This is a genomic window from Paraburkholderia nodosa DSM 21604 (genome assembly GCF_000519185.1).
Taxonomy (GTDB): domain Bacteria; phylum Pseudomonadota; class Gammaproteobacteria; order Burkholderiales; family Burkholderiaceae; genus Paraburkholderia; species Paraburkholderia nodosa.
Map to the genome: position 1 here is coordinate 22387 of NZ_JAFA01000037.1, position 24256 is coordinate 46642.

Annotated in this window: 17 protein-coding genes; 8 read left to right on the plus strand and 9 right to left on the minus strand. The window is 66.6% G+C overall.

Annotation, left to right across the window (positions count from 1 at the left end):
- Positions 1 to 10: 10 nt before the first annotated feature.
- Together A3CW_RS0135220 and A3CW_RS0135225 are read left to right on the plus strand one after the other, a co-directional pair.
- Positions 11 to 769 (plus strand): SDR family oxidoreductase, encoded by a 759-nt coding sequence (locus A3CW_RS0135220; protein WP_028207727.1) that lies wholly within the window; start codon positions 11 to 13, stop codon positions 767 to 769.
- A gap of 151 nt (positions 770 to 920) precedes the next feature.
- Complete coding sequence (locus A3CW_RS0135225) at positions 921 to 2240, plus strand: MFS transporter (protein ID WP_028207728.1); 1320 nt, start codon at positions 921 to 923, stop codon at positions 2238 to 2240.
- An 87-nt stretch (positions 2241 to 2327) separates the two neighbouring features.
- On the opposite strand, the gene A3CW_RS0135230 is transcribed toward A3CW_RS0135225, so the two are convergent.
- The 3 genes from A3CW_RS0135230 to hemC are packed head-to-tail and all read right to left on the minus strand — an operon-like array spanning position 2328 to position 6766.
- Positions 2328 to 3527 (minus strand): heme biosynthesis protein HemY, encoded by a 1200-nt coding sequence (locus tag A3CW_RS0135230; RefSeq protein ID WP_028207729.1) that lies wholly within the window; start codon positions 3525 to 3527, stop codon positions 2328 to 2330.
- A 3-nt stretch (positions 3528 to 3530) separates the two neighbouring features.
- Positions 3531 to 5717, minus strand: a complete 2187-nt coding sequence (hemDX, locus tag A3CW_RS0135235; protein ID WP_245623837.1) for a fused uroporphyrinogen-III synthase HemD/membrane protein HemX — start codon at positions 5715 to 5717, stop codon at positions 3531 to 3533.
- Complete coding sequence (gene hemC, locus A3CW_RS0135240; protein ID WP_028207731.1) at positions 5714 to 6766, minus strand: hydroxymethylbilane synthase; 1053 nt, start codon at positions 6764 to 6766, stop codon at positions 5714 to 5716. Before hemC ends, hemDX begins: the two co-directional genes overlap by 4 nt.
- A 535-nt stretch (positions 6767 to 7301) precedes the next feature.
- On the opposite strand from hemC, the gene ppc reads away from it, so the two are divergent.
- Positions 7302 to 10376 carry a phosphoenolpyruvate carboxylase gene (gene ppc, locus A3CW_RS0135245; protein ID WP_028207732.1) on the plus strand — a complete coding sequence of 1025 codons (3075 nt, stop codon included), beginning with the start codon at positions 7302 to 7304 and terminating at the stop codon, positions 10374 to 10376.
- Between the two features lie 79 nt (positions 10377 to 10455).
- On the opposite strand, the gene A3CW_RS0135250 is transcribed toward ppc, so the two are convergent.
- A complete protein-coding gene (locus A3CW_RS0135250; RefSeq protein WP_028207733.1) occupies positions 10456 to 11220 on the minus strand; it encodes a class I SAM-dependent methyltransferase in 765 nt (254 codons plus the stop codon).
- Between the two features lie 200 nt (positions 11221 to 11420).
- Between A3CW_RS0135250 and A3CW_RS0135255 the strand changes: the two genes are divergently transcribed.
- The 3 genes from A3CW_RS0135255 (at position 11421) to A3CW_RS0135270 (ending at position 14984) form a co-directional block, all read left to right on the plus strand.
- On the plus strand, positions 11421 to 12254 hold the full coding sequence (locus A3CW_RS0135255; RefSeq protein ID WP_028207734.1) for a helix-turn-helix transcriptional regulator: 834 nt from the start codon (positions 11421 to 11423) through the stop codon (positions 12252 to 12254).
- Between the two features lie 139 nt (positions 12255 to 12393).
- On the plus strand, positions 12394 to 13800 hold the full coding sequence (gene argH, locus A3CW_RS0135260) for an argininosuccinate lyase (RefSeq protein WP_028207735.1): 1407 nt from the start codon (positions 12394 to 12396) through the stop codon (positions 13798 to 13800).
- Positions 13801 to 14054: 254 nt separating this feature from the next.
- The gene (locus A3CW_RS0135270; RefSeq protein WP_028207736.1) at positions 14055 to 14984 is read left to right on the plus strand and encodes a bestrophin family protein; all 930 of its coding nucleotides are present in this window, start codon (positions 14055 to 14057) and stop codon (positions 14982 to 14984) included.
- 10 nt (positions 14985 to 14994) lie between these two features.
- Here the strand turns inward: A3CW_RS0135270 and A3CW_RS0135275 are convergent, their stop codons facing one another.
- The 5 genes from A3CW_RS0135275 to apbC form a co-directional block, all read right to left on the minus strand.
- On the minus strand, positions 14995 to 15675 hold the full coding sequence (locus A3CW_RS0135275) for a lysozyme inhibitor LprI family protein (RefSeq protein WP_154678134.1): 681 nt from the start codon (positions 15673 to 15675) through the stop codon (positions 14995 to 14997).
- A gap of 62 nt (positions 15676 to 15737) precedes the next feature.
- Positions 15738 to 18017, minus strand: a complete 2280-nt coding sequence (locus tag A3CW_RS0135280; RefSeq protein WP_028207738.1) for an arginine/lysine/ornithine decarboxylase — start codon at positions 18015 to 18017, stop codon at positions 15738 to 15740.
- Between the two features lie 81 nt (positions 18018 to 18098).
- Positions 18099 to 18668 (minus strand): dCTP deaminase, encoded by a 570-nt coding sequence (gene dcd, locus A3CW_RS0135285; RefSeq protein ID WP_028207739.1) that lies wholly within the window; start codon positions 18666 to 18668, stop codon positions 18099 to 18101.
- 143 nt (positions 18669 to 18811) lie between these two features.
- A complete protein-coding gene (locus A3CW_RS0135290; RefSeq protein ID WP_028207740.1) occupies positions 18812 to 19366 on the minus strand; it encodes a superoxide dismutase family protein in 555 nt (184 codons plus the stop codon).
- Between the two features lie 149 nt (positions 19367 to 19515).
- Complete coding sequence (gene apbC, locus A3CW_RS0135295; protein ID WP_028207741.1) at positions 19516 to 20604, minus strand: iron-sulfur cluster carrier protein ApbC; 1089 nt, start codon at positions 20602 to 20604, stop codon at positions 19516 to 19518.
- 318 nt (positions 20605 to 20922) lie between these two features.
- On the opposite strand from apbC, the gene A3CW_RS0135300 reads away from it, so the two are divergent.
- On the plus strand, positions 20923 to 21576 hold the full coding sequence (locus tag A3CW_RS0135300) for an OmpA family protein (RefSeq protein WP_028207742.1): 654 nt from the start codon (positions 20923 to 20925) through the stop codon (positions 21574 to 21576).
- Between the two features lie 464 nt (positions 21577 to 22040).
- Positions 22041 to 24194 (plus strand): methionine--tRNA ligase, encoded by a 2154-nt coding sequence (metG, locus tag A3CW_RS0135305; RefSeq protein ID WP_028207743.1) that lies wholly within the window; start codon positions 22041 to 22043, stop codon positions 24192 to 24194.
- The last annotated feature ends 62 nt before the right edge of the window (positions 24195 to 24256 follow it).

Genomic DNA, 24256 nt, shown 5'->3' on the forward strand with positions numbered 1-24256 from the left:
CGGAGACACCATGCGACTCAAGGGCAAGACGGCCGTCGTGACCGGCGGCGGCTCGGGCTTCGGCGAAGGGATCGCCAGGACCTATGCGCGCGAAGGCGCGAACGTCGTCATCAACGATCTGAACGGCGACGCCGCCGAGCGCGTGGCGAGCGAGATCGCGCTCGCAGGCGGCAAGGCCATCGCCGTGCAAGGCGACATCACGCGCGAAGCCGACTGGCACGCGCTGCGCGAGGCGGCGATCGTTGACTTCGGCAGCGTGCAGATCGTCGTCAACAACGCGGGCACCACGCATCGCAACAAGCCCGTGCTCGAAGTGAGCGAAGCGGAGTTCGACCGCGTGTATGCGGTCAACGTGAAGGGTCTCTACTGGAGCGTGCGCGCGTTCGTGCCGCACTTTCGCGAGCGCGGCGGCGGCGCGTTCGTCAACATCGCATCGACGGCCGGCATCCGGCCCCGGCCCGGGCTCGTCTGGTACAACGGCAGCAAGGGCGCGATGATCGTGGCCAGCAAGGCGCTCGCCGCCGAACTGGGCCCCGACCAGATTCGCGTGAACTGCGTGAATCCCGTGATTGGCGACACGGGCCTCACGGCGGAGTTCATGGGCGTGCCCGACACGCCCGAGAACCGCCAGCGCTTCGTCGCGACCATTCCGCTCGGGCGCTTTTCCACGCCGCAGGACGTGGCCAATGCGTGTCTCTATCTCGCCTCGGATGAGGCGGCGTTCATCACCGGCACCTGCATCGAAGTGGATGGCGGGCGCTGCGTGTAATTGCGCGCTCTAGCTGACCGATCGGTGTTTTCCCCGACAGATACGCGCCGTTGCGGCACGGCGGCGCGTATAGAATGATCGTGCTTTCGCGTCGAATACCCGCCATAACAAGGCGGCAATACAACAAGCACGACCGAGATTTGGAGACACCATGGCCAGTCCAGCGAATCATCTGCCGCAAGCGGGAGCGGGCGCCCCGCCTTCCGCCTTCGAAGAAGCCACGTACCGCAAAGTCGCGTGGCGCCTCATTCCGCTTCTCATGCTGTGTTACGTGGTCGCGTATCTGGACCGCGTCAACGTGGGCTTCGCCAAGCTGCAGATGAGTTCGGCGCTCAATCTCTCCGATGCGGTTTATGGCTTCGGCGCAGGCATTTTCTTCATCGGCTACTTTCTGTTCGAAGTGCCAAGCAATATCATCCTGCATCGCGTGGGCGCTCGCGTGTGGATCGCGCGCATCATGGTCACGTGGGGCCTCGTCTCGATCCTGACGATGTTCGTCACCACACCGACCATGTTCTACGTGATGCGCTTTCTGCTCGGCCTGTGCGAGGCGGGCTTCTTCCCCGGCATCATCCTCTATCTCACCTACTGGTATCCGGCGCACCGCCGCGGGCGCATGACCACGTGGTTCATGACGGCCATCGCGCTGTCGGGCGTGATCGGCGGTCCGGTGTCGGGCTGGATTCTCAAGTCCTTCGACGGCGCGAACGGCTGGCAAGGCTGGCAGTGGCTGTTCCTGCTCGAAGGGCTGCCTTCGGTGATCGTCGGCGTGCTGGTGTTCTTCGTACTCGATGACCGCATCGGCAAAGCGAAGTGGCTCACGGAGGAAGAGCGCGCGCTGCTCGAACGCAACATCGCCATGGAGGACGCCACCAAGGAAGACCCGCCGATCATGACCGTGCTCACGAGCGCGCGCGTGCTGGTGATGAGCTTCACCTACTTCTCGTTCGTGATGGGGCTCTACGGCGTGAGCTTCTGGCTGCCCACCATCATCAAGGCGACGGGCGTGAAAGACGCGCTCACGATCGGCCTGCTTTCGGCGATTCCGTTCGCCGCGGCCGTGGTCGGCATGGTGCTGGTGGCGAAGAGCGCCGACCGCACGCGCGAGCGCCGCTGGCACATCGCCGTGCCGGCCGCCATCGGCGCGCTCGGCCTCGTGCTGTCGGTCACGTGGGCGCACGACACCACGCTCGCGATGACGGCGCTCACCATCGCGACCATGGGCATTCTCACCACGCTGCCGCTGTTCTGGAGCCTGCCCACGGCCTGGCTCGCGGGCACGGGCGCGGCGGCCGGCATCGCGCTGATCAACTCGATCGGCAATCTCGCGGGCTTCCTGAGCCCGTATGCGGTGGGCTGGCTCAAGCAGGCCACCTCGGCCAACGATTCGGGCATGTACATGCTCGCGGCGTTCATGATCCTGGGCGGTTTGCTCGCGCTTTCGGCGCCGGCGAAGCTCGTGAACCGCTAAACGCAAGACGGCTTCCGCAAAAACAAACGGCCGCCTGTTTTGCAGGCGGCCGTTTTCGTTGCGGCTTCGGATTCGTGGTGCGCTTCTTTACACCACGTTCATCGACAGCGCGCTTTCGCGATAGTGCGAAGCGGCCTTATCGCCGTCGCCGAGCTGCTCGTGCAGGCGCGCGAGTGCGCGATGCGAGCGGATCTTGAGCGGCTCGTTCTGCGTCGCGTCGGCAGACTTGAGCGCGGCTTCGAGGAACGACTGCGCCTTGCCCCACAGCTGCTGCTTCAGGCACAGGCGGCCCAGCGCGAACAGCAGGTCGCCGTCCTCGGGACGTTCCTTGCGCCACGCCTCGGCCTTCTGGATGAGCGGCAGCGCGTCACTGCCCGCGGTGTCCGGATAGCGGCGCAGCAAGCGCGCGTCCCAGTTCTGCGCGAGCGCTTCTTCGACGATCTTGCGTGCGTCGGCCTGGCGATCGAGTGCGATCAGCAGTTCGGCGGCGCAATCGGCAAGACGCGGCGAGTGACGCTCGACGTTCGAGAGCGACTGCCAAAGCTCGAGCAACGCATCGGCGTTGTGACGACGGTCGCGCAGCAGATTTTCCGCCGCGAGCTGGCGCAGGCGCACGGCCACGGCCGGGTGCAACGCCTCGCGTTTTTCCAGCGTCTTCACGAGCTTGAGCACTTCGCTCCAGTTCTTGAGCTGCTGCTGCGCGCGCAGCGCGATCTGTTGCGCGTGGATGCGGCGACCGCCCTGCGTGCGCATTTCGGTGAGCGCGGCGAGCGCGCCATCGGCGTCGCGGCCGTCGGCGCGCATGTCGGCGGTGGCCATGAGGCGCGCTTCCTGGAGGTCGGGGTCGTCGACCTGGGTGAGCCATTCGTCGCGGCGCGCGTATTCATGCAGACGATGCGCGGCCGTCGCGGCGATCAGGCCCGCGGCGCTCGTATTCTTCGCGTCGGCGAGCGAATCGCGCGCGGCTTTCTCGGCGCGCGAGAAGCGGCCCGCGTAGAGATTGCCCACGGCGTCGCGCAGCGCCGAGTTCGCCTTCTCGGCACGCATGCGCGCGCGGTAGGCGCCCACGCGGCGCGGCATCGTCACGATGTTGCGTGCGAAACGCAGGATCGCGTAAAGCAGCAGGAACGCCACCACGATGCCGACCACGAACAGGTTGAGCGAGACGTCCACGCGATACGGCGGGTAGACGAGCAGCACCTGGCCGGTGTCGAAGCGCCCGACGGTCGCGAGCGCGACGGCAATCGCGAAGAGTAGCGCGAGCCAGAGGAGTCCACGGATCGCCATGTCTTACCCCCGGCTCCGGTATTGCTGGATCGCCTTCAGGCTCGTGTCGAGCGTGGGCAGCGTGACGGCGGCCGAGCCGTCGTTTACTTCCTTGAGCAGCTCGCGCACGGTTTGCGTGTCTTTCGACGCGCCGTCGAAGTAGCGCGCGAGCGTGGCGTCGGCGGCCGCGAGGTCGGACTTGAGCGTGTCCTGATTGCGCGAGAGCAGCGAGAGGCGCGCCGAAAGCAGACGCAGCTTCAGGTTCTGGCGCACGAAATAGCCTTGATCGGGCGAAACGAGCATGGCGTCCGCGTTGTCGATGCGGCGCACCTGCACGAGGCTCGTGATCTGCTTGCCCACGCCGTCGACGAACGTGTCGATCCACACCTTCCATTTCGGCTGGTTGGTCGCCGCGGCAACCTGGGCGATATCGGCGGGCTGTGCAGCCTCCGGCTTCGTATGCGCGACGATCGCCTCACCCGAAAGCGGCAGCGAGTCGATCTGGCCGAGCGCGGTGTCGAGCTTGATGGCGAGACCCGTGAGGTCGGTCGACGGCGCGGCCTTGAGCTTGTCGATGTCCTGCGCGATCGCCTTGCGCACGGCGATGGCCTGCGCGTTGTCGGAGGCGGCAAGGCGCGTGTCGGCGCTTTGCAGCGCGAACAGCGCGAGCTGCGTGTTGCCCGTGAGCTGGAGCTGTTCGCTCGCGCTCGACAGCATCTGGCCGACTTCGGCGAGCGTCCAGTCGTCGCGGCTCTTCGACAGATCGGCGTATTGCTGCGCGAGCGCCTGCTGCGAATTCTGCGCGTCGGCGATCTTGCCTTCGAGCTGGGCGATCTGCTTGTCGATCTGCTGTGAGCCTGCCGCGACCTGGTCGGCGCGTGCGCGCAACGCGGCGGTCTGCTGCTCGCTTGCCTGCTGGCGTTGAATGGCCTGCATGCCGAGGTTGTCGACCTTGCGATTGAGGAGATAGCCGCCTGCGCCCGAGCCCGCCGCGACCAGCACCAGGACGAGCCACAGCAGCGCCGTGCCCGCGCCGCGGCGCCCGTTGCCCGCGCCCGGCGGCGGCGTCAGCGGCGCGGAAGACCCCGCGCCCGACGACGCATACGAAGGCCGCGCCGATGCGCTGCCCGATGCCGACGCGCTGCTGGAAACCGCCGCCCCCGTGGTGACGGCGCCCTGGTTTGCTGTGCTGCTTGAGTTGTTCGAATCTGTCATGCGTGGGTTGGCCGGCGCCTGGGCCGGAGTGTTCTGAACCGGTTGAACAACGGAAGAAGCGAGGCCTAGCAGCGTCTCGACGATGCGTACGTCGCCCGCGCCGGACACCGTAATCCTATCAAAACCCATTGAGCGCGCCGTCTCGGCGATCCGCGGGTGGGGCGCGACGAGCGGCGCGTGACGCAGCTCGACGATCTCGCCCGCCGTGAGGTGCTCGCGCGCGAGTTCGTCGAGGTTGCGCACGCCCTCTGAGCTCGTGACGAGCCACGCGTGCGGCGCGCCTTCGAGCAGCGCATGCACCTGGGTCCAGGCGGCGATGGGCGGCTCGGGCACGACACGGCGGTAAGCCGCCACGGTCTCCACCTCGGCGCCCGCTTCGCGCAGACGCTCGGCGAGCCACTCGCGGCCGCCGTCGCCGCGCACAATCAGGACACGCTTGCCCGCAAACGCGTCCACGCCGAAGGTCGTTTCGAGCGCCGCGTAGAGCGACTCCGAATCGAAGCGCGCGGCCTCTTCTTCCCCCACGCCCGAAGGGCTCACCACACGATGCTCGGGTGCCGCCACGCCGTGCCGCTCGAGCGCGGCCACGCTCGCCGGGCCGACCACGGCCACGGGCAACGCAGGCGGCCAGATCGAGGACACCGCGGCATAGCACGCGAACGCGCGATCGACGGCGTTCGGCGAAACGAACACGACGAGCGCATAACGTTCGAGCGCGCCGAGCGCGGCGCGCAACGGCGCGTCGTCGGTCACGGGCGCAATGGAGATGAGCGGGAAGTCGAGCGTGCGCATGCCGTGCTGCGCGAGTTGCCCGGCGAGACCATCCGACTGACCGGCCGGCCGGGTAATGACGACGGTGAACGGTGTGCCGCCACCATGGCTGTTATCGCCGCTCGACGGTGACGCGCGCTTCGCGCCAGTGGAGGCGTCGCCCGGGCCACCCCACTCGTCGGGCTGGCCGGCTTTACCGTACGGTTGCCAGGAGCCGGCCATCATCTGGAGGCCGGGCCTTCGCCCGCGCCGGTTGGGTTCTGGGTGGCGGCGCCCTTGGCGGGCGCCGCATTCGGACCATCGGCAGCCTGAGCCGCGTCCGCGAGTGCGCGCACGATCTCGAGCGCGCCCTGCGCGATGAGGTCGTCGGCAACGCGGCGGCCGAGCGCCATGGCATCGTCGACCGTGGACGCCGCGGCGGCCTCCTGCGCGGCGAGCACGCGGCTCGCGTCGGGCGTGGCGATCGTGCCGCGCAACGCAAGCTTGCCGTCGTGCCACTGCGCGTAGGCCGCGAGCGGCACCGTGCAGCTGCCGCCCAGTGCGCGCGAAACCATACGCTCGGCTTCGACGGCCTTCGCGGTGGCGTCGTCGTGCAGCGGCGCGAGCCAGGCGGCGATATCGGCGCGATCGGCGCGGATCTCGATGCCGAGCGCGCCCTGGCCCGCCGCCGGCAGGCTGTCCTCGGGCTCGATGAGCGCGCGGATACGCGCGCCGAGGCCAAGGCGCTTCAAGCCCGCAGCCGCGAGGATGATGGCCGCGTAATCGCCGCGGTCGAGCTTGGCGAGGCGCGTGTCGAGATTGCCGCGCAACGGCTTCACGTCGAGATGCGGATAGCGCGCGCGGATCATCGACTCGCGGCGCAGACTCGACGTGCCCACCACGCTGCCCGCCGGCAACGCGGCGAGCGAGTCGTAGTCGTTCGAGACGAACGCGTCGCGCGGGTCCTCGCGCTCCATGATGGCCGCGAGCGTGAAGCCTTCGGGCAACTCCATCGGCACGTCCTTGAGCGAGTGCACGGCGAGATCGGCGCGGCCCTCGGCCAGCGCCTGCTCCAGTTCCTTCACGAAAAGACCCTTGCCGCCCACCTTCGAGAGCGTGCGGTCGAGAATTTGATCGCCGCGTGTCGTCATTCCAACAATTTTCACGTCGCAGGCTGGATATAATTTGTGCAGCGCAGCTTGCACATGCTCGGCCTGCCACATCGCGAGGCGGCTCTCCCGCGAAGCGATCACCAGGGTGTTGGGCATGGGCGCGGATAACGTCTCGGAGTTCATGGCAAGTACATCGAATGACGGGATGAAAAAGCAGGATCGGATAACAGGCAATGTTAGCACGCGCCCTTTTTACCGCCTCCCCGCAGGGACAGGCTTAAAAGGCGCGGGCGGCGGCAAGGAAGAGACTCAGGCGTTGCAGCGGCACCTACTGTATCCATCGTAGGCAATTCGGTACGCAATGCGCCGCGAGCCCGGCCAGCAGCGATACGCCATGCGCACGGCGGCCCGAAGAGGCTGCGTGACTGGCGCGCGTCTGGCACGTGTGCGGCCCGCGCGGCCCCGGCTATCGCCGCGGCGCCGCTTCGGCTTGCGCTCGCCCTCGCAGCGGCGCACTCTCCAGCAAGGCCTGCACCCGGCGCACCGCCATTGGCGAGGCGCGCCGCCTCTGCCCTATCCGCACGGCTCGCACAGGGTGGCACCTTCCACCCTCTCCAGGTTGCACCCGCAGTACACGGCCCGGCACGCGCCGCGGCCATGCAGTTGGCAGTTCTCCGACTAACCTGCCCATATCCTGGCAAGCCTCAAGGAAAACATCGTGAAGTCTTCAGGCTCGGCGCGCGCAGAGCGCCGCAACACCGCATCGCAGAACGCAACTTCGAAGGCCGCATCGGCCACGCCGTCCACGAAACCGGCGAAAACGACGAAGACCACGAAGACCACGAAATCCACGACGACCCAACCGGCCGCCGAGGCTGTCAAGGCGGCGATAACGCCGAAGGCCGCAAAAGCGACGAAGGCCACGCAGGCGGCGAAGGCTCCGAAAGCGCCCGCCGGCGCCTCGCGCAATGGCCGCGCCCGCGACGACAAGGACCAGCCGCTCTTCGAAGACATCCGGTACCTGGGGCGCCTGCTCGGCGAAGTGCTGCGCGAGCAGGAAGGCGACGCCGTGTTCGACGTCGTGGAAACCATTCGTCAGACCGCCGTGCGCTTTCGCCGCGAAGACGACAACGCCGACGCGCTCGCGCTGGAAAAGCAGCTGCGCGCGCTCTCGCCCGAGCAGACCGTGAGCGTCGTGCGCGCGTTCAGCTACTTCTCGCATCTCGCGAACATCGCTGAAGATCGCCACCGCAACCGCCGCCGCCGCATTCACGACCTCGCGGGCTCGGCGCCGCAGGCGGGCACCATCGCGCATTCGCTCGAACGTCTCGCGCTTGCGGGCGCGGCCGCGACGCCGGTGCTCCAGCAGTTCTTCAACGACGCGCTGATCGTCCCCGTGCTCACCGCGCACCCCACGGAAGTGCAGCGCAAGAGCACGCTCGACTCGCAGCACGACATCGCGCGCCTGCTCGCCGAGCGCGACCAGCCGCTCACGCATCGCGAGCTCGAGCACAACGAGTTGCTCTTGCGTGCGCGCGTGACCTCGCTCTGGCAAACGCGCATGCTGCGCGACTCGCGCCTGAGCGTGGGCGACGAAATCGAAAACGCGCTTTCGTATTACCACACGACCTTCCTCACCGAGATCCCGGCGCTCTACAGCGAGATCGAAACGCAGCTGAAGGAGCACGGTCTTTCGGCGCGCCTGCCTGCTTTCTTCCAGATGGGCAGCTGGATCGGCGGCGACCGCGACGGCAACCCGAACGTCACCGCCGCGACGCTCGAAGAAGCAAGCGAGCGCCAGGCGCAGGTGATCCTGCAGCATTACCTCGACGAAGTGCACCGCCTCGGCGCCGAGCTTTCGGTGTCGAACCTGCTCGCGGGCGCAAGCGATGAATTGAAGGCGCTGGCCGAAGCCTCGCCCGACCAGTCGCCGCACCGCGTGGACGAGCCCTATCGCCGCGCGCTGATCGGCGTGTACACGCGCCTCGCCGCGAGCGCGCGCGTGCGTCTGGGCGAAGGCGTGGTGGCCGTGCGCAGCGCGGGCCGCAACGCCGCGCCCGTGCGCGCCAAGCCCTATGCCGATGCGGACGAGTTCTCGCGCGACCTGCATATCCTGATGGATTCGCTCGCCGAGCATCACGGCGCGTCGCTCGCCACCACGCGGCTTGCGCCGCTCATGCGCGCCGTCGACGTGTTCGGCTTCCATCTCGCCTCGATCGATCTACGCCAGAGCTCGGACATCCACGAAGCCGTGATTACGGAGCTGCTCGCGCGCGCCGGCGTCGAAGCCGACTATGCGGAGCTTTCCGAAGAAGACAAGCAGATCGTGCTGCTCGCGCAGCTCGCCGACCCGCGCACGCTGCGCTCGCCGTACCTCGACTATTCGGACCTCGTGAAGAGCGAGCTGGGCGTGCTCGAAATGGCGCGCGTCACGCGCGAGAAGTTCGGCGCGCGCGCGGTGCGCAACTACATCATCTCGCACACCGAAACGGTTTCCGACCTGCTCGAAGTGCTGCTGCTGCAGAAGGAAACCGGCCTCATGGGCGGACGCCTCGGCCACGCGGAAGACCCCGCGAAGGCCGCGCTGATGGTGATCCCGCTCTTCGAGACGATCCCCGACTTGCGCCACGCGCCGGGCATCATGCGCGACCTGCTCGCGCTGCCGGGCATCGACGGCATTGTCGAGCACCAGGGCAACGAGCAGGAAATCATGCTCGGCTACTCGGACAGCAACAAGGACGGCGGCTTCCTCACCTCGAACTGGGAGCTGTACCGCGCGGAGCTGGCGCTCGTCGCGCTGTACAAGCAGCGCGGCATCACGCTGCGTCTGTTCCACGGCCGCGGCGGCACGGTGGGCCGCGGCGGCGGCCCGACCTACAACGCGATCCTCTCGCAGCCCCCGGGCACGGTGGAAGGCCAGATCCGTCTGACCGAGCAGGGCGAAGTCATCGCGAGCAAGTTCGGCAATCCGGAGATCGGCCGCCGCAACCTCGAAACGGTGATCGCCGCGACGCTCGAAGCGACGCTGCTGCCGATGGGCGGGGCGAGCAGCGCACCCGATCAACTGCCCGCATTCGAAGAGACGATGCAGGCGCTCTCCGACGCCGCGATGGCCGCATACCGCTCGCTCGTCTACGAGACGCCGGGCTTCACCGACTACTTCTTCGCCTCCACGCCGATCACGGAAATCGCGGAGCTGAACATCGGCAGCCGTCCGGCCTCGCGCAAGCTGCAGGACCCGAAGAACCGCAAGATCGACGATCTGCGCGCGATTCCTTGGGGCTTCTCGTGGGGCCAGTGCCGCCTGCTGCTCACGGGCTGGTACGGCTTTGGCAGCGCGGTCGCCTCGTATCTCGACGATGCGGGCAGCGACGCCGAGCGCGCGCGCCGTCTTGCGATGTTCAAGAAGATGTACAAGACCTGGCCGTTCTTCTCGAACCTGCTCTCGAACATGGACATGACGCTCGCGAAGACCGACCTCGCGGTAGCCTCGCGCTACGCGCAGCTCGTCGCGGACAAGAAGCTGCGCAAGCTCGTGTTCGAGCGCATCGTGGCCGAATGGGAGCGCACGACGAAGGTGCTCGGCGAGATCACGGGTGCCTCCGCACGGCTCGCCGATAACCCGCTGCTCGCGCGTTCGATCAAGAACCGCTTCCCGTATCTCGATCCCCTGAATCACTTGCAGGTGGAACTGATCAAGCGCTATCGCGCCGGTGACCCGAGCCCGCGCGTGCGGCGCGGTATTCATCTGACGATCAACGGAATTGCGGCGGGGTTGCGCAATACGGGTTGAGCGTTCGCGCTGCGCTCATGTGCAAACGGCGTCGTGCCCTCGCGGTCACGACGCCGTTTTTGATTGCCTCAGGTGCGCGTCAATCGCGCCGCGTCGCCTCGATCATCAGCGCATCGAGCTTGAACGACAAATCGCTCTGCACATCGAAGTATTGCCGCACTTCATCGGGCGCGCGTTCCCACATCGAGCGGATCGCCGTCACGCGCTCCGGAGGCGTACGCATGCGCGTCACCCACGAATCGAAGTCGAGCGCGATGCGCCAGCGCTCGCTCACCTTCGCGTCGAAGCCGGCCGCGTCGAGCATCGCGAGCCACTCGTCGGCGCGGTAGTCGCGAATGTGCGACGCATCGCGCAACAGTTCGATCGCCTGAATATGCGTGTCGTAAAGCGGATCGTCGATGCCCGCGATGTCGATGAACTTCAGCCGGCCGCCCGGCTTGAGCACGCGGTGCACTTCGGCCAGCGCCTGCGGCACGTCGCGCCAGTGGTGCGCGCTCATGCGGCTAACGGCCCAGTTGAAGCTCGCGTCGGCGAACGGCAGCGTTTCCGCCGCGCCCTGCTGTGCGCGCACCGTCGTCAAGCCACGCGCCTTCGCGGCGGCTTCGACCGTGGCCAGCATCTGCGGGGCGATGTCGTAGGCGACGACTTCGCGCACGTGCGGCGCCACGGCAAAGCTCGCGTGGCCTGCGCCGCAGCCCATGTCCAGCACCGTCGCATTGCCGCAGGTGGCCGCGAAGGTCGCGGCGAGGTTCTCCAGATCCGCGCCGCTCGCGTGGACCTGGCTCGTGAGGTAGGCGGCGGCGGTCGAGCCGAATGCGTCGGCGACCTGATCGTGATGCTTCATCGCATGCTCCTTTTTGCGGGTTCTGATGCGGCTCGTTATGTAGGGCGCGAAGCGGCGAGCGCTGCGCGCCGCGGCTTCTGCAATCTCCGGGCTGGCTGACGTGGCGGCCCGTCGCTGCGTCAGACGCTACAATAGAGGCCGTTTTGTACCAGTACAAGTTAAGCGATTATTCTGGTATCGCCGCCACTAGCCCCACGCCCATGAGCCTCGACACGCCCTCCTCGGGATCGCCTTCCGCCGCCGCCGGCAAAACCCTCGACGCGACACCCGCCCGCGCGCTGGGTGAATTCATCCGCGCCCATCGCGAGCGTCTTTCGCCCGCGGAGGTCGGCCTGCCGCCGGGCCCGCGCCGCCGCACACCGGGCCTGCGCCGCGAGGAAGTCGCGCAGTTGTGCGGCGTGAGCCCGACCTGGTACACGTGGATCGAGCAGGGCCGCCCCGTTTCGGCCTCGGCGGACGCGCTCGCGCGCATCGCCGTCGCGCTGCGGCTCTCGCGCGCCGAGCGCGCCTACCTGTTCGAACTGGCCGCGCAGCGCGACCCCGCCGAGCCCGATCCGGCCACCGCCGCGGACGCGCCCGCCACGCTGCTGCAAACGGTGAAGCTCGTGGACGCCCCCGCCTACGTGCTCGACCGCCAGTGGACCGCGCTCGCCTGGAACGCGCATGCGGCGGACCTCTTCACGGGCTGGCTCGACGGCGAGCACGACCGCAACCTGCTGCGCTTCACGTTCACCGAGCCGCTCGGGCGCGAGCTGATTCTCGACTGGGAAACGCGCGCGCGGCGCCTGGCCGCCGAGTTCCGCGCCGACTCGATTCGCCACCTGAACGACGCGCCCACGCGCGCGCTGATCGACTCGCTGATCGCCGCGAGCGACGAGTTCGCGCGCTTCTGGGCCTCGCAGGACGTGTTCGAGCGCGAGGGCGGCCGGCGCGAGTTCAACCACCCGCGCCACGGCCGCATCGCCTACGACCAGATCACCTTCAAGCCCGCGCACCGCGAAGATCTCAAGCTCGTGGTGCTGGTGCGGCTCTGAGCGGCGCGGGCCGCCTGGCGGCGTTGCGGCAGACCGCCGATGTTAAAATTGTGATCTTTCCCGCCGTGCTTGACGCAATGCAGCGCAATGCGCCGCGCGGCACGCCTTCTCACCGCTTGCTCGTTCACGCCCCATCACCATGACGTCCCAACTGCACAAAAAAGGCGAAGCCTGGTCGGCTCGCTTCTCCGAACCCATGTCGGAGCTGGTCAAGCGCTACACGTCGTCGGTCTTCTTCGACAAGCGCCTCGCGCTCGTCGATATCGAGGGCTCGCTCGCGCACGCGTCGATGCTGGCTGCACAGAAGATCATCTCCGCCGACGACCTCGCCGCCATCCAGGGCGGCATGGCGAAGATCAAGGGCGAGATCGAGCGCGGCGAATTCGAATGGCTGCTCGACCTCGAAGACGTGCACCTGAACATCGAAGCGCGCCTGACCGCCCTGATCGGCGACGCAGGCAAGCGCCTGCACACGGGCCGCTCGCGCAACGACCAGGTCGCGACCGACATCCGCCTGTGGCTGCGCGGCGAGATCGACCGCATCGGCGGCCTGCTTGTCGACCTGCGCGGCGCGCTGCTCGACCTGGCCGAACAGCACTCGGGCACCATCATGCCCGGCTTCACGCACCTGCAAGTGGCGCAGCCGGTCACCTTCGGCCATCACCTGCTCGCCTACGTGGAAATGTTCTCGCGCGACGCCGAGCGCATGGTGGACTGCCGCAAGCGCGTGAACCGTCTGCCGCTCGGCGCGGCGGCGCTCGCGGGCACGAGCTATCCGATCGACCGCTTCGCCGTGGCGAAGACGCTGGGCTTCGACGGCATCTGCGCGAACTCGCTCGACGCCGTTTCCGATCGCGACTTCGCCATCGAATTCACGGCGGCGGCCGCGCTCGTGATGACGCACGTCTCGCGCTTCTCGGAAGAGCTGGTGCTGTGGATGAGCCCGCGCGTGGGCTTCATCGATCTGGCCGACCGCTTCTGCACGGGCTCGTCGATCATGCCGCAGAAGAAGAACCCGGACGTGCCTGAACTGGCGCGCGGCAAGACCGGCCGCGTGAACGGCCATCTCATGGCGCTCCTCACGCTGATGAAGGGCCAGCCGCTCGCGTACAACAAGGACAACCAGGAAGACAAGGAGCCGTTGTTCGATACCGTCGATACGGTGGCGGACACGCTGCGTATCTTCGCGGAGATGGTCGCGGGCATCGCGGTCAAGGAGCAGGCAATGCGCGCGGCTGCGCTGCAAGGCTTCTCCACGGCCACGGATCTGGCCGACTACCTCGTCAAGAAGGGCCTGCCGTTCCGCGACGCGCACGAAGCCGTGGCGCACGCGGTGCGTATCTGCGTGGACCGCAACTGCGATCTCGCCGACCTCACGCTCGACGAGATGCGCCGCGAACTGCCGGCCGTCTCGCACCTGCTGACCGAAGACGTGTTCGAAGTGCTGACGCTCGAAGGCTCGGTCTCGGCGCGCAACCATCCGGGCGGCACCGCGCCCGAGCAGGTGCGTGCGGCCATCGCGGCGGCGCGCGCAGCGCTCAAGTAAGCGCAGCGAAGCGGGCGGAGAACGCCCGCACTCAAAGGCCAACAGGGCGCGCGACGGACAACGTCGCGCGCCCTGTTTGTTTCTGGGCCGCGCGCAAGGTGACAATGCGCATGAGGACACACATGACAGCGCGCTGTGCCCGCAGCAAAATGTCGGAAGTGTGCGCCCGGCGGTCGCGCGCCATGGCCTACGATCCCGCGCCATACTGACGACTTGCTCCGTCGGGTTTTGTCTTCGCTCCCACCCCTGCCCCAATGATCGTCCGCCCTCATCTCCACTGGTTCCGCATGCTGCTCGCGTGGCGCGGCTCCGTGCTGCCGCAACTTCTGCCGCGCCTTTCCATCGTGCTGGTCCTCTCGATCATCGCAGTGGCCGCGCACGATCACATCCTCAAGCTCACGGTCAACCTGAGCACGGTGCCGTTCTCGCTGATCGGCATCGCGCTCGCGGTGTTTCTCGGCTTTCGCAACAGCGCGAGCTACGACCGCTACTGGGAAGGCCGCAAGCTCTGGGGGCAAATGCTCAATGAGACGCGCTCGCTGGTGCGGCAAGCGCTGACGCTCCCGCGCAGCGGCGACGAAGCCGCAACGCGCGAACGGGCCCGCGAGCTGATGAGTCTGCTCGCTGCGTTGCCGCATGCGCTGCGCCATCAACTGCGCAACTCCGACCCGCGCGCCGATCTCGAATCGCGCCTGCCGCCCGCGCTGTTCGAGCGCGTGCTGGCGTCGCGCTACCGCCCGGCCGCGCTCCTGCTGTGCGCCGCGGAATGGGTCCGGCGCGAGACGCGCGAAGGCCGCCTCGACGGCTACGCGGTGCTCGCGTTCGAGCACAATCTCAATGGCATTTCGGATGTGATCGGCGGGTGCGAGCGCATCGTCTCCACGCCGCTGCCGTTCGCCTATACGGTGATGATTCATCGCACCGTGTACTTCTTCTGCGCGATGCTGCCGTTCGGCCTCGTCGATAGCATCGGCGGTTTGACGCCGATCTTCGCCGTGTTCGTGGCCTACGCGTTCATGGCCCACGAGGCGATCGCCTCGCAGCTCGAAGACCCGTTCGGCACCGAAGACAACGACCTCGCGCTCAACCTGATGTCGGCCGGCATCGAGGTCGCGTTGCACGACCTGATGGGCGAGCCCACCGCGCTGCCGGCGCGCGCGCCGGAGCAGTTCATCCTCGACTGAAAGCCCAGCCTCAGTGGTTGTTCACCGTTTCGGCGAGGCGCTTCAAGGTCGCGAGGCGCCCGCCTAGCAGATCGAGCCGCGCATGCTCGTCGATGAGCGGCGTGGTCGCGTCGCGATACGCGCGCCAGTCGCTTTGTGCACGCGAGACCGTAGGCCGCGCGTGCTTCGGCATCCGCGCATAGAGCTGACGGTAGTAGCGATTGAGGTCGTAGCTCACGTGCTCGCAGCGCGCGTCGGCGCTGCAGGCGCGCACCTTCGGCGCGTCGCCGTCGTACATCGCCGCCTGGTTGCGCAGCGCGAGCGCGCGATCGCGCACCGGCTGCAGGCGCATGTCCGCCTCGTAGAGCTGATAGGTGCTGCCGCTCGTGGTCGCGAACGCGGCGCCGAGCATGGTGTCCTCGGCGTCGCGCCACGCCACCCACTTCTGCTGGCTCAGTTGCCAGCGCTTTTGCTGCGCGGCCGGCAACTTCGCGAGCAGTTGCGTGAGCGCGTTGTCGGCGGCCTTGCGCCATGCCGTGCGCGCGTCGTCCATGCACTGGATCTGCCCGGCCGTCGACGACCGGTCCGCGCGCGCGAGGCAGGTGCGCATGGCCGTGTCGATCGGATCGGCGGCCGCGACCTCGGCGCGCGCCGCCGGCGCCACGGCGAACAGCACCGTGGCGGCCGAAATCACCGACAGCGTCGAGACCATCGCAGCAAAGTAACGCGCTAGCCGCGCCGATGAACCACCCAACATTCCCCTCCCTTGCGCGTTCAGGCGCGCACGCAATCCACGAAATACTCGATGCGGCCGTTGATGGTCTCGCCCACGAGCCCGTGGATGTCGGTGTGGAAGCCCGGGAAGCGCTCGTTGAACTCGCGCGCGAACTTCAGATAATTCACGATCGTCCTGTTGAAGCGCTCGCCCGGAATCAGCAGCGGAATGCCCGGCGGGTACGGCGTGAGCAGGATCGACGTGACGCGGCCTTCGAGTTCGTCGACAGGCACGCGATCGATCTCGCGGTGCGCGAGCTTCGCGAATGCGTCCGAAGGCTTCATCGCAGGCTCCATGCTCGAGAGGTACATCTCGGTCGTGAGGCGCGCGATGTCGTTGGCGCGGTAGACGCTGTGGATCTGCTGGCACAGGTCGCGCAGGCCCACGCGCTCGTACATCGGATGCTGCGCGACGAATTCGGGCAACACGCGCCACAGCGGCTGGTTGTTGTCGTAGTCGTCCTTGAACTGCTGGAGCTCGGTCACCATCGAGTTCCAGCGGCCCTTCGTGATGCCGATCGTGAACATGATGAAGAACGAGTACAGCCCGGTCTTCTCGACGATGATGCCGTGCTCGGCCAGGTACTTCGTCACGATCGCGGCCGGAATGCCGGTCTCGCCGAATTCGCCGTCCACGTCCAGACCCGGCGTGACGATGGTCGCCTTGATCGGGTCCAGCATGTTGAAGCCTTCCGCCAGCGCGCCGAAGCCGTGCCAGTGATCGTTCGGGCGCAGCATCCAGTCTTCGCGCGAACCGATGCCTTCTTCGGCCAGCTCGTCCGGCCCCCAGACCTGGAAGAACCAGTCGTCGCCGTATTCGGCGTCGACCTTGCGCATGGCGCGGCGGAAGTCGAGCGCCTCGGCGATCGACTCTTCCACCAGCGCCGGGCCGCCCGGCGCTTCCATCATCGCGGCGGCCACGTCGCACGACGCGATGATCGCATACTGCGGCGACGTCGACGTGTGCATCAGATACGCCTCGTTGAAGCGGTGGCGGTCGAATGCGCTGTCTTCCGAGTCCTGCACGACGATCTGCGAGGCCTGCGAGATGCCGGCGAGCAGCTTGTGCGTGGAGTGTGTCGCGAACACCAGCGCCTTGGTGCGCGGACGGCCCGCGCCGATCGCGTGCATGTCCTGATAGAACTCGTGGAATTCGGCGTGCGGCAGCCAGGCTTCGTCGAAGTGCAGCGTGTCGAGCATGTCGCCGAGCAGATCCTTGATCATCTCGACGTTGTAGACCACGCCGTCGTACGTGCTCTGCGTGATCGTCAGAATGCGCGGCTTCACGTTCGGATTCTTCGCGAGCGCCTCGCGGGCGAACGGATTCGCCTCGATCTTCTTGCGGATGTTTTCCGGCTTGAACTCGTCGCGCGGAATCGGACCGATGATGCCGAAGTTGTTGCGCGTGGGCGTGAGGAACACGGGAATCGCGCCCGTCATCGTGATCGCGTGCAGGATCGACTTGTGGCAGTTGCGGTCCACCAGCACGATGTCGCCGGGCGCGACCGTCGCGTGCCAGACGATCTTGTTCGACGTGGACGTGCCGTTGGTCACAAAGAACACGTGGTCCGCGCTGAAGATGCGCGCCGCGTTGCGCTCCGAGGCCGCGACCGGGCCGGTGTGATCGAGCAGCTGGCCGAGTTCCTCGACCGCATTGCAGACGTCGGCGCGCAGCATGTTCTCGCCGAAGAACTGGTGGAACATCTGGCCGAGCGGATTCTTCAGGAACGCGACGCCGCCCGAGTGACCCGGGCAGTGCCACGAGTACGAACCTTCGTCGGCGTACTTGACGAGTTCCTTGAAGAACGGCGGCGCCAGCGCGTCGAGATACACGCGCGCTTCGCGAATCACGTGGCGCGCGACGAACTCCGGCGTGTCCTCGAACATGTGGATGAAGCCGTGCAGCTCGCGCAGGATGTCGTTGGGCAGATGGCGCGAGGTGCGCGTCTCGCCGTACAGGAAGATCGGGATGTCCGAGTTGCGCTTGCGCACCGCTTCCATGAACGCGCGCAACGCGACGATGGCGGGGGCGTGCTCGGGCGCTTCCTCGTCCGAGCCTTCCACGTAGGGCAGCAGTTCGTCGTCGTCGATCGAGAGGATGAAGCAGGCGGCGCGGCTCGACTGCTGCGCGAACGACGTGAGGTCGCCGTAGCTCGTCAGCCCGAGGACTTCCGCGCCCTCTTTCTCGATGGCTTCGGCGAGCGCGCGTATGCCGGAACCCGAGATGTTCTCGGAGCGAAAGTCTTCGTCGATGATGACGACGGGAAAACGGAACTTCATGGGCGATTCTCCAAAAGAAACGACCGCTGCATATGACGCGCAGCGGTCCCCGTATGTCGTTGTGTCCGGTGGTTGTCTGCGTCAGGTCTTCGGCAGGGTGACGCCGTGCTGGCCTTGATACTTGCCGCCGCGATCCGCGTAGGAGACCTCGCAGATCTCGTCGCTTTCGAAGAACAGCACTTGCGCCACCCCTTCGTTCGCGTAGATTTTCGCAGGCAAAGGTGTCGTATTTGAGAATTCGAGCGTGACGTACCCTTCCCACTCAGGCTCGAACGGCGTGACGTTCACGATGATCCCGCAGCGCGCATAGGTCGACTTGCCCAGACACACGGTCAGGACGTTACGCGGAATGCGGAAATACTCGACCGTGCGCGCCAGCGCGAACGAATTGGGCGGGATGATGCAGACGTCGCCCTTGAAGTCCACGAACGACTTTTCGTCGAAGTTCTTCGGATCGACGATGGTCGAGTTGATGTTCGTGAAGATCTTGAATTCGTCGGCGCAGCGGATATCGTAGCCGTAGCTCGAGGTGCCGTAGCTCACGATCTTGCGGCCGTCTTCCGACATACGGACCTGATCGCGCACGAACGGCTCGATCATCTTCTGCTCTTCGGCCATGCGCCGGATCCACTTGTCGGACTTGATTGCCATGTTCGCTACTTAACGAGAAAATCGGGTCGGGAAAGCATGCGGACGGCCCCACCGGGCGTGCGCCGCGTGCGAAAGGCGCCTATTTTACGCGATGTGGATCGGCATGCCTGGAACTGCGTTTCGCGCCGGCGCAAACGCCGCGCTCACTGGGCGCGGATCAGCCCGCAGGCGAGCGCCGGGCCGGTGCCGCGCTGCGGGTACGCGTAGGGGTCGATGGCGTCCCGGTGCACGATCACCGCGCGTTGCAGCACGGAGCGCACGCCGTCGAGCGAGACCTCGGGTGCGACGATAAAGCCCGACGCCACGCCGTTCGAATCCGCATGGATATTGCCGAGGTCGCCTTCCACGCGCACGCCGGGCTTCAGGCGCTCCGCGGCGGGCGCGAACACGGCGCCGGCGCTCGAGGCGTCGGTGGCGTTGCAGTCGCCGCGCTCGTGCACCTGCAATGCGTGATCGCTGTCGGGCTGCAGGCCCGCGAGGTTGTAGCTCACCTGCACGCCGTCGGAGTGCTCGACGAACGAAACCGTGCCGCGCACCTGGCTGCCGACCGTGGGCAGCAACTGTGCGACCGCGCGCTTGTCCTGCTGCCCCATGAAGCTCGTGCAGCCCGCCAGCAGCGCGCAGCCGCAAAGCGTGACGACGGCGATCACCCAGACGACCTGCGCATTCCCCGCTTGCCTGTCGTGTCCTTTATCCATGCGATCCTCTTGCCGGGCGGCGGCAGCCCCGTTGCTGCCGCCATACCGGACCCGATGAAGCCCACATGATACCGCGCAGGCGGCGCGGCGCGCGCCTATCTGTCCCCATGCGCGGGGCGCCGCACAAGCGCCGCGGCCCGCGCCGGAGCTCAGGTGTTCTGCACGACGATGGTCGGGAACTTCGAGGTCATGTCGCGGGCGCGCTCGGCGATCTGGATCGCCACGCGGCGCGCGATCGCCCGATAGATTTCCGCCACCGGCCCCTGCGGCGCGGCTACCACGGTGGGGTTGCCCGAATCGGCCTGCTCGCGAATGGCGATGTCTAGCGGCAGACTGCCGAGCACTTCCACGCCGTACTCCTTCGCCATGCGCTCGCCGCCGCCCGCGCCGAAAATGTGCTCGGCGTGGCCGCAGTTCGAGCAGATGTGCACGGCCATGTTCTCGACGATGCCGAGAATCGGAATGCCCACCTTCTCGAACATCTTGAGGCCCTTCTTCGCGTCGAGCAGCGCGATGTCCTGCGGCGTCGTGACGATCACGGCGCCCGTCACGGGCACGCGCTGCGAGAGCGTGAGCTGGATGTCGCCGGTGCCCGGCGGCATGTCGACCACGAGATAGTCGAGCTCGCGCCAGTTGGTCTGACGCAGCAGCTGCTCGAGCGCGGACGTCGCCATCGGGCCGCGCCAGACCATCGGGTTGTCCTGCTCGATCAGAAAGCCGATCGAGTTGGCCTGCACGCCGTGGCCTTCGAGCGGATTCATCGACTGTCCGTCGGGCGACTCGGGGCGGCCCTGGATGCCAAGCATCATCGGCAGCGAGGGGCCGTAGATGTCCGCGTCGAGCAGGCCGACCGAAGCGCCTTCGGCGGCGAGCGCGAGCGCGAAATTCACGGCGGTCGTGCTCTTGCCCACGCCGCCCTTGCCCGAGGCCACGGCGACGATATTCTTCACGTTGGGCAGCAGCTTCACGCCGCGTTGCACCGTATGCGCGGTAATCTCGCTTCTAACCGCGACGCGGCTCGCCTTCACGCCCGGCACGGCGCCGAGCGCCGCTTCGACCTGCACGCGCACCGCGTCGAACTGGCTCTTCGCCGGATAGCCGAGCACGATCTCGACGCCGACCGTCTCGCCTTCGACGGTGACGTTGCGCACGCCCTTGGCCACCGTGTAGGGATGGCCCGTGTTCGGATCCGTCAAGGCCGCGAGCGCGGCGTCGACCAAAGCCCGATCTATGCTCATTGAAACTCCGTGGGGAGAATGCCGGTCTGCATTAGCGCCGATCCGAGTGTGGACTGATCGCCTACGCGCCGGAAATCGAAAGAAATTGTTAAGCTGCATTGCGCAAAATTGCCCGACAGGGCACGCTTCGCGGCAGCATCGATTTTGTGTGCCGACCAGGTGGTCTCGAAGCCGCGACTTAGCGGCTTTCCGCCTGGCGGCGCAAACCTCAAGGCGTCATTGTAGTAGCTGCCGCCGCGCGCCGTTCGAAGACCCTGTTCGCATGCGGGGCCGCGGACGCCGCGGGCAGCGTCCGTTCCACTCAAGAAAGGAAAGCAAATGAACACAAAAATCCTGACTCGCCTGTCCGTCTTCGCCATCGCCGGCGCGCTCGTCGCCGGCTGCGCGACGCAGCAGGGCACCAACACGGCTGTCGGCACCGGTGTCGGCGCAGGCACGGGCGCGGCGATCGGCGCCATCTTCGGCGGCGGCAAGGGCGCTGCAATCGGCGCAGGCGCGGGCGCACTGGTCGGCGGCATCACCGGCTACAACTGGCAGAACATCCACAACAAGCTCTCGGGCGCCACCAAGGGCACCGGCACGAAGATCACCGAGCAGCCGGACGGCTCGCTCAAGCTCGACATCCCGAGCAATGTGACGTTCGACACCAGCAGCTACGCAATCAAGCCGTCGTTCGCGCCGGTGCTCGACCAGGTCGCGCAGACGCTCCAGCAGAACCCGGAAGTGGTTGCGCAGGTGGTCGGCCATACGGATAACACGGGCTCCCCCGCCTACAACCAGACGCTGTCGGTCAACCGCGCCCAGAGCGTCGTGAACTACCTCGCCTCTCGCGGCATTCAGATGCAGCGCATGTCGGCCTCAGGCCTCGGCGATACGCAACCGATCGCAGACAACAACACCGAAGCGGGCCGCGCGGCTAACCGCCGCGTGGAAATGTACCTGCGCGCGACGTCGCAGCACCAGGGCGGTTAAGCCGGCCAGGCGCAGTCGCCGGAATGCAGTTGCCAGCGACTGCGCCATAAAAGAGCGACACATCAACGGGGCGGCAGTCATGCTGCCCCGTTTGCATTTCGAGCGGCCCGAAAGACGCGCTCCGAAATCCTTGCTGGACGGCCATCCGACCCCCGCTTCCACGCGCTGGAAGAGAATCGAAATATTTTTCGAACTCTCGAGAAAACGTGCTGTCTGTCTTTACGGTACGTGTGCGGCAGCGCCGCCGCGTCACCATTCTCCTCTTGTCGTTGTTGCTCCGGGGCCATTCTTGCCCCGGTTTTTTTTGGCCGCGATTTGTGCAACGCAACATAGCCGTTGCCTGCGCAGCCCCGCGCTCCCTCCAGGCATTTCGCATACGAGCGTCCACCGGCTCGCCGAACGGTGGTGCGCCCGCCCTGCTAAAATCGCCCTTTCCCCCCGCAACATCGGACTTCCCCTCACTTATGTCAGCACCCGCCACCGACCTCGCTGCAGCCGGCGCGCATGCCAATCAAAGCGGCCGCCGCCAGGTTCTCGTTACGTCTGCTCTGCCGTACGCCAACGGTCAGATCCACATCGGCCACCTGGTCGAGTACATCCAGACGGACATCTGGGTTCGCGCGCTGCGAATGCATGGCCACGAGGTCTACTACGTCGGTGCCGACGACACGCACGGCACGCCCGTCATGCTGCGTGCGGAGAAGGAAGGCCTCACGCCGCAGCAGCTGATCGCGCGCGTGTGGCAGGAGCACAAGCGCGACTTCGACAGCTTCGGCGTCTCGTTCGACAATTACTACTCGACGGACTCCGAAGAGAACCGCGTACTTTCCGAGTCGGTCTATCTGGCGCTCAAGGAAGCGGGTTTCATCGAGACGCGCGACATCGAGCAGGCCTACGACCCGGTCAAGAACATGTTTCTGCCGGACCGCTTCATCAAGGGCGAGTGCCCGAAGTGCGGCGCGAAGGACCAGTACGGCGACAGCTGCGAAGTGTGCGGCTCGACCTACGCGCCGACTGATCTGAAGAATCCGTACTCGGTGGTCTCGGGCGCAACCCCCATCCGCAAGACCTCGACGCACCACTTCTTCCGCCTCTCGGACCCGCGCTGCGAAGACTTCCTGCGCGGCTGGGTGAGCGGCCTCGCGCAACCGGAAGCGACCAACAAGATGCGCGAGTGGCTGGGCGAGTCGGGCGAATCGAAGCTCGCCGACTGGGACATCTCGCGCGACGCGCCCTACTTCGGCTTTGAGATTCCGGGCGCGCCCGGCAAGTACTTCTACGTGTGGCTCGACGCGCCGGTCGGCTATTACGCGAGCTTCAAGAACCTGTGCGAGAAGCGCGGCCTCGATTTCGAGGCATGGGTGAAGGCCGGCTCGAAGACGGAGCAGTACCACTTCATCGGCAAGGACATCCTGTATTTCCATACGCTGTTCTGGCCGGCCATGCTGCAGTTCTCGGGCCACCGCACGCCGACCAACGTCTTCGCGCACGGCTTTTTGACCGTGGACGGCGCGAAGATGTCGAAGTCGCGCGGCACCTTCATCACGGCGGAAAGCTATGTGACCACGGGCCTGAACCCCGAGTGGCTGCGCTACTACTTCGCCGCGAAGCTCAACAGCACCATGGAAGACCTCGACCTGAACCTCGAAGACTTCCAGGCGCGCGTGAACAGCGACCTCGTCGGCAAGTACATCAACATCGCAAGCCGCGCGGCGGGCTTCCTGATCAAGCGCTTCGAAGGCCGCGTGCAAGATAGCGCGATGCATCATCCGCTGCTCGAGCAACTGCGCGCCACGATTGCGCAAATCGCTGCGCACTACGAAGCACGCGAATACAGCCGCGCGCTGCGCCAGACGATGGAGCTCGCCGACGCCGTGAACGGTTACGTCGATACGGCCAAGCCGTGGGAGCAGGCCAAGGATCCGGCCAACTCGGCGGCGCTGCACGAGACCTGCAGCGTGAGCCTCGAAGCGTTCCGCCTGCTTTCGCTCGCTCTGAAGCCGGTGCTGCCGACGCTCGCAGAAGGCGTCGAACAGTTCCTGGCGATCGAGCCGCTGACCTGGGCCGATGCAGGCAAGGCGCTCTCGTCGCAACAGCCGATCAACGCGTACAAGCACCTGATGACGCGCGTCGATCCGAAGCAGATCGAGGCGCTGCTCGCCGCCAACCGCGATTCGCTCCAGGCAACCGATGCGCCCGCCGCTGCGGCTGCGGATGCGAACAAGAAGTCGAAGGCTGCCAGGGAAGCGAAGAAACCTGCCGCCGATGAAACGCCGGAAGTCATCTCGATCGACGACTTCGCGAAGATCGACCTGCGCGTGGCGCTGATCGTCGACTGCAACCTCGTCGAAGGATCGGACAAGCTGCTGCAACTCACGCTCGACGTGGGCGAGGAAAAAACGCGCAACGTGTTCTCGGGTATCCGGTCGGCGTACAAGCCGGAAGACCTCAAGGGCAAGCTCACGGTGATGGTTGCGAACCTCGCGCCGCGCAAGATGAAGTTCGGCATGTCCGAAGGCATGGTGCTCGCGGCTTCCGCCGCCGACGAGAAGGCCGAACCGGGTCTGTACATTCTCGAGCCGCATAGCGGCGCGAAGCCGGGCATGCGGGTCAGGTAACACCCGCCCATGTCGTGCGAAACGCCCCTTGCGAGGGGCGTTTTTTTTGCGCCTGGCTTTTC

Bases quoted from the DNA above. Each gene is read 5' to 3' on its own strand.
- A3CW_RS0135290 (WP_028207740.1), bottom strand. From the start codon at position 19,366: ATGGATAAAGGACACGACAGGCAAGCGGGGAATGCGCAGGTCGTCTGG.
- A3CW_RS0135255 (WP_028207734.1), top strand. From the start codon at position 11,421: ATGAGCCTCGACACGCCCTCCTCGGGATCGCCTTCCGCCGCCGCCGGC.
- metG (WP_028207743.1), top strand. From the start codon at position 22,041: ATGTCAGCACCCGCCACCGACCTCGCTGCAGCCGGCGCGCATGCCAAT.
- hemC (WP_028207731.1), bottom strand. From the start codon at position 6,766: ATGAACTCCGAGACGTTATCCGCGCCCATGCCCAACACCCTGGTGATC.
- dcd (WP_028207739.1), bottom strand. From the start codon at position 18,668: ATGGCAATCAAGTCCGACAAGTGGATCCGGCGCATGGCCGAAGAGCAG.
- hemDX (WP_245623837.1), bottom strand. From the start codon at position 5,717: ATGATGGCCGGCTCCTGGCAACCGTACGGTAAAGCCGGCCAGCCCGAC.
- A3CW_RS0135300 (WP_028207742.1), top strand. From the start codon at position 20,923: ATGAACACAAAAATCCTGACTCGCCTGTCCGTCTTCGCCATCGCCGGC.
- argH (WP_028207735.1), top strand. From the start codon at position 12,394: ATGACGTCCCAACTGCACAAAAAAGGCGAAGCCTGGTCGGCTCGCTTC.
- A3CW_RS0135220 (WP_028207727.1), top strand. From the start codon at position 11: ATGCGACTCAAGGGCAAGACGGCCGTCGTGACCGGCGGCGGCTCGGGC.
- A3CW_RS0135270 (WP_028207736.1), top strand. From the start codon at position 14,055: ATGATCGTCCGCCCTCATCTCCACTGGTTCCGCATGCTGCTCGCGTGG.
- A3CW_RS0135225 (WP_028207728.1), top strand. From the start codon at position 921: ATGGCCAGTCCAGCGAATCATCTGCCGCAAGCGGGAGCGGGCGCCCCG.
- A3CW_RS0135280 (WP_028207738.1), bottom strand. From the start codon at position 18,017: ATGAAGTTCCGTTTTCCCGTCGTCATCATCGACGAAGACTTTCGCTCC.
- A3CW_RS0135250 (WP_028207733.1), bottom strand. From the start codon at position 11,220: ATGAAGCATCACGATCAGGTCGCCGACGCATTCGGCTCGACCGCCGCC.
- apbC (WP_028207741.1), bottom strand. From the start codon at position 20,604: ATGAGCATAGATCGGGCTTTGGTCGACGCCGCGCTCGCGGCCTTGACG.
- A3CW_RS0135275 (WP_154678134.1), bottom strand. From the start codon at position 15,675: ATGGTCTCGACGCTGTCGGTGATTTCGGCCGCCACGGTGCTGTTCGCC.
- A3CW_RS0135230 (WP_028207729.1), bottom strand. From the start codon at position 3,527: ATGGCGATCCGTGGACTCCTCTGGCTCGCGCTACTCTTCGCGATTGCC.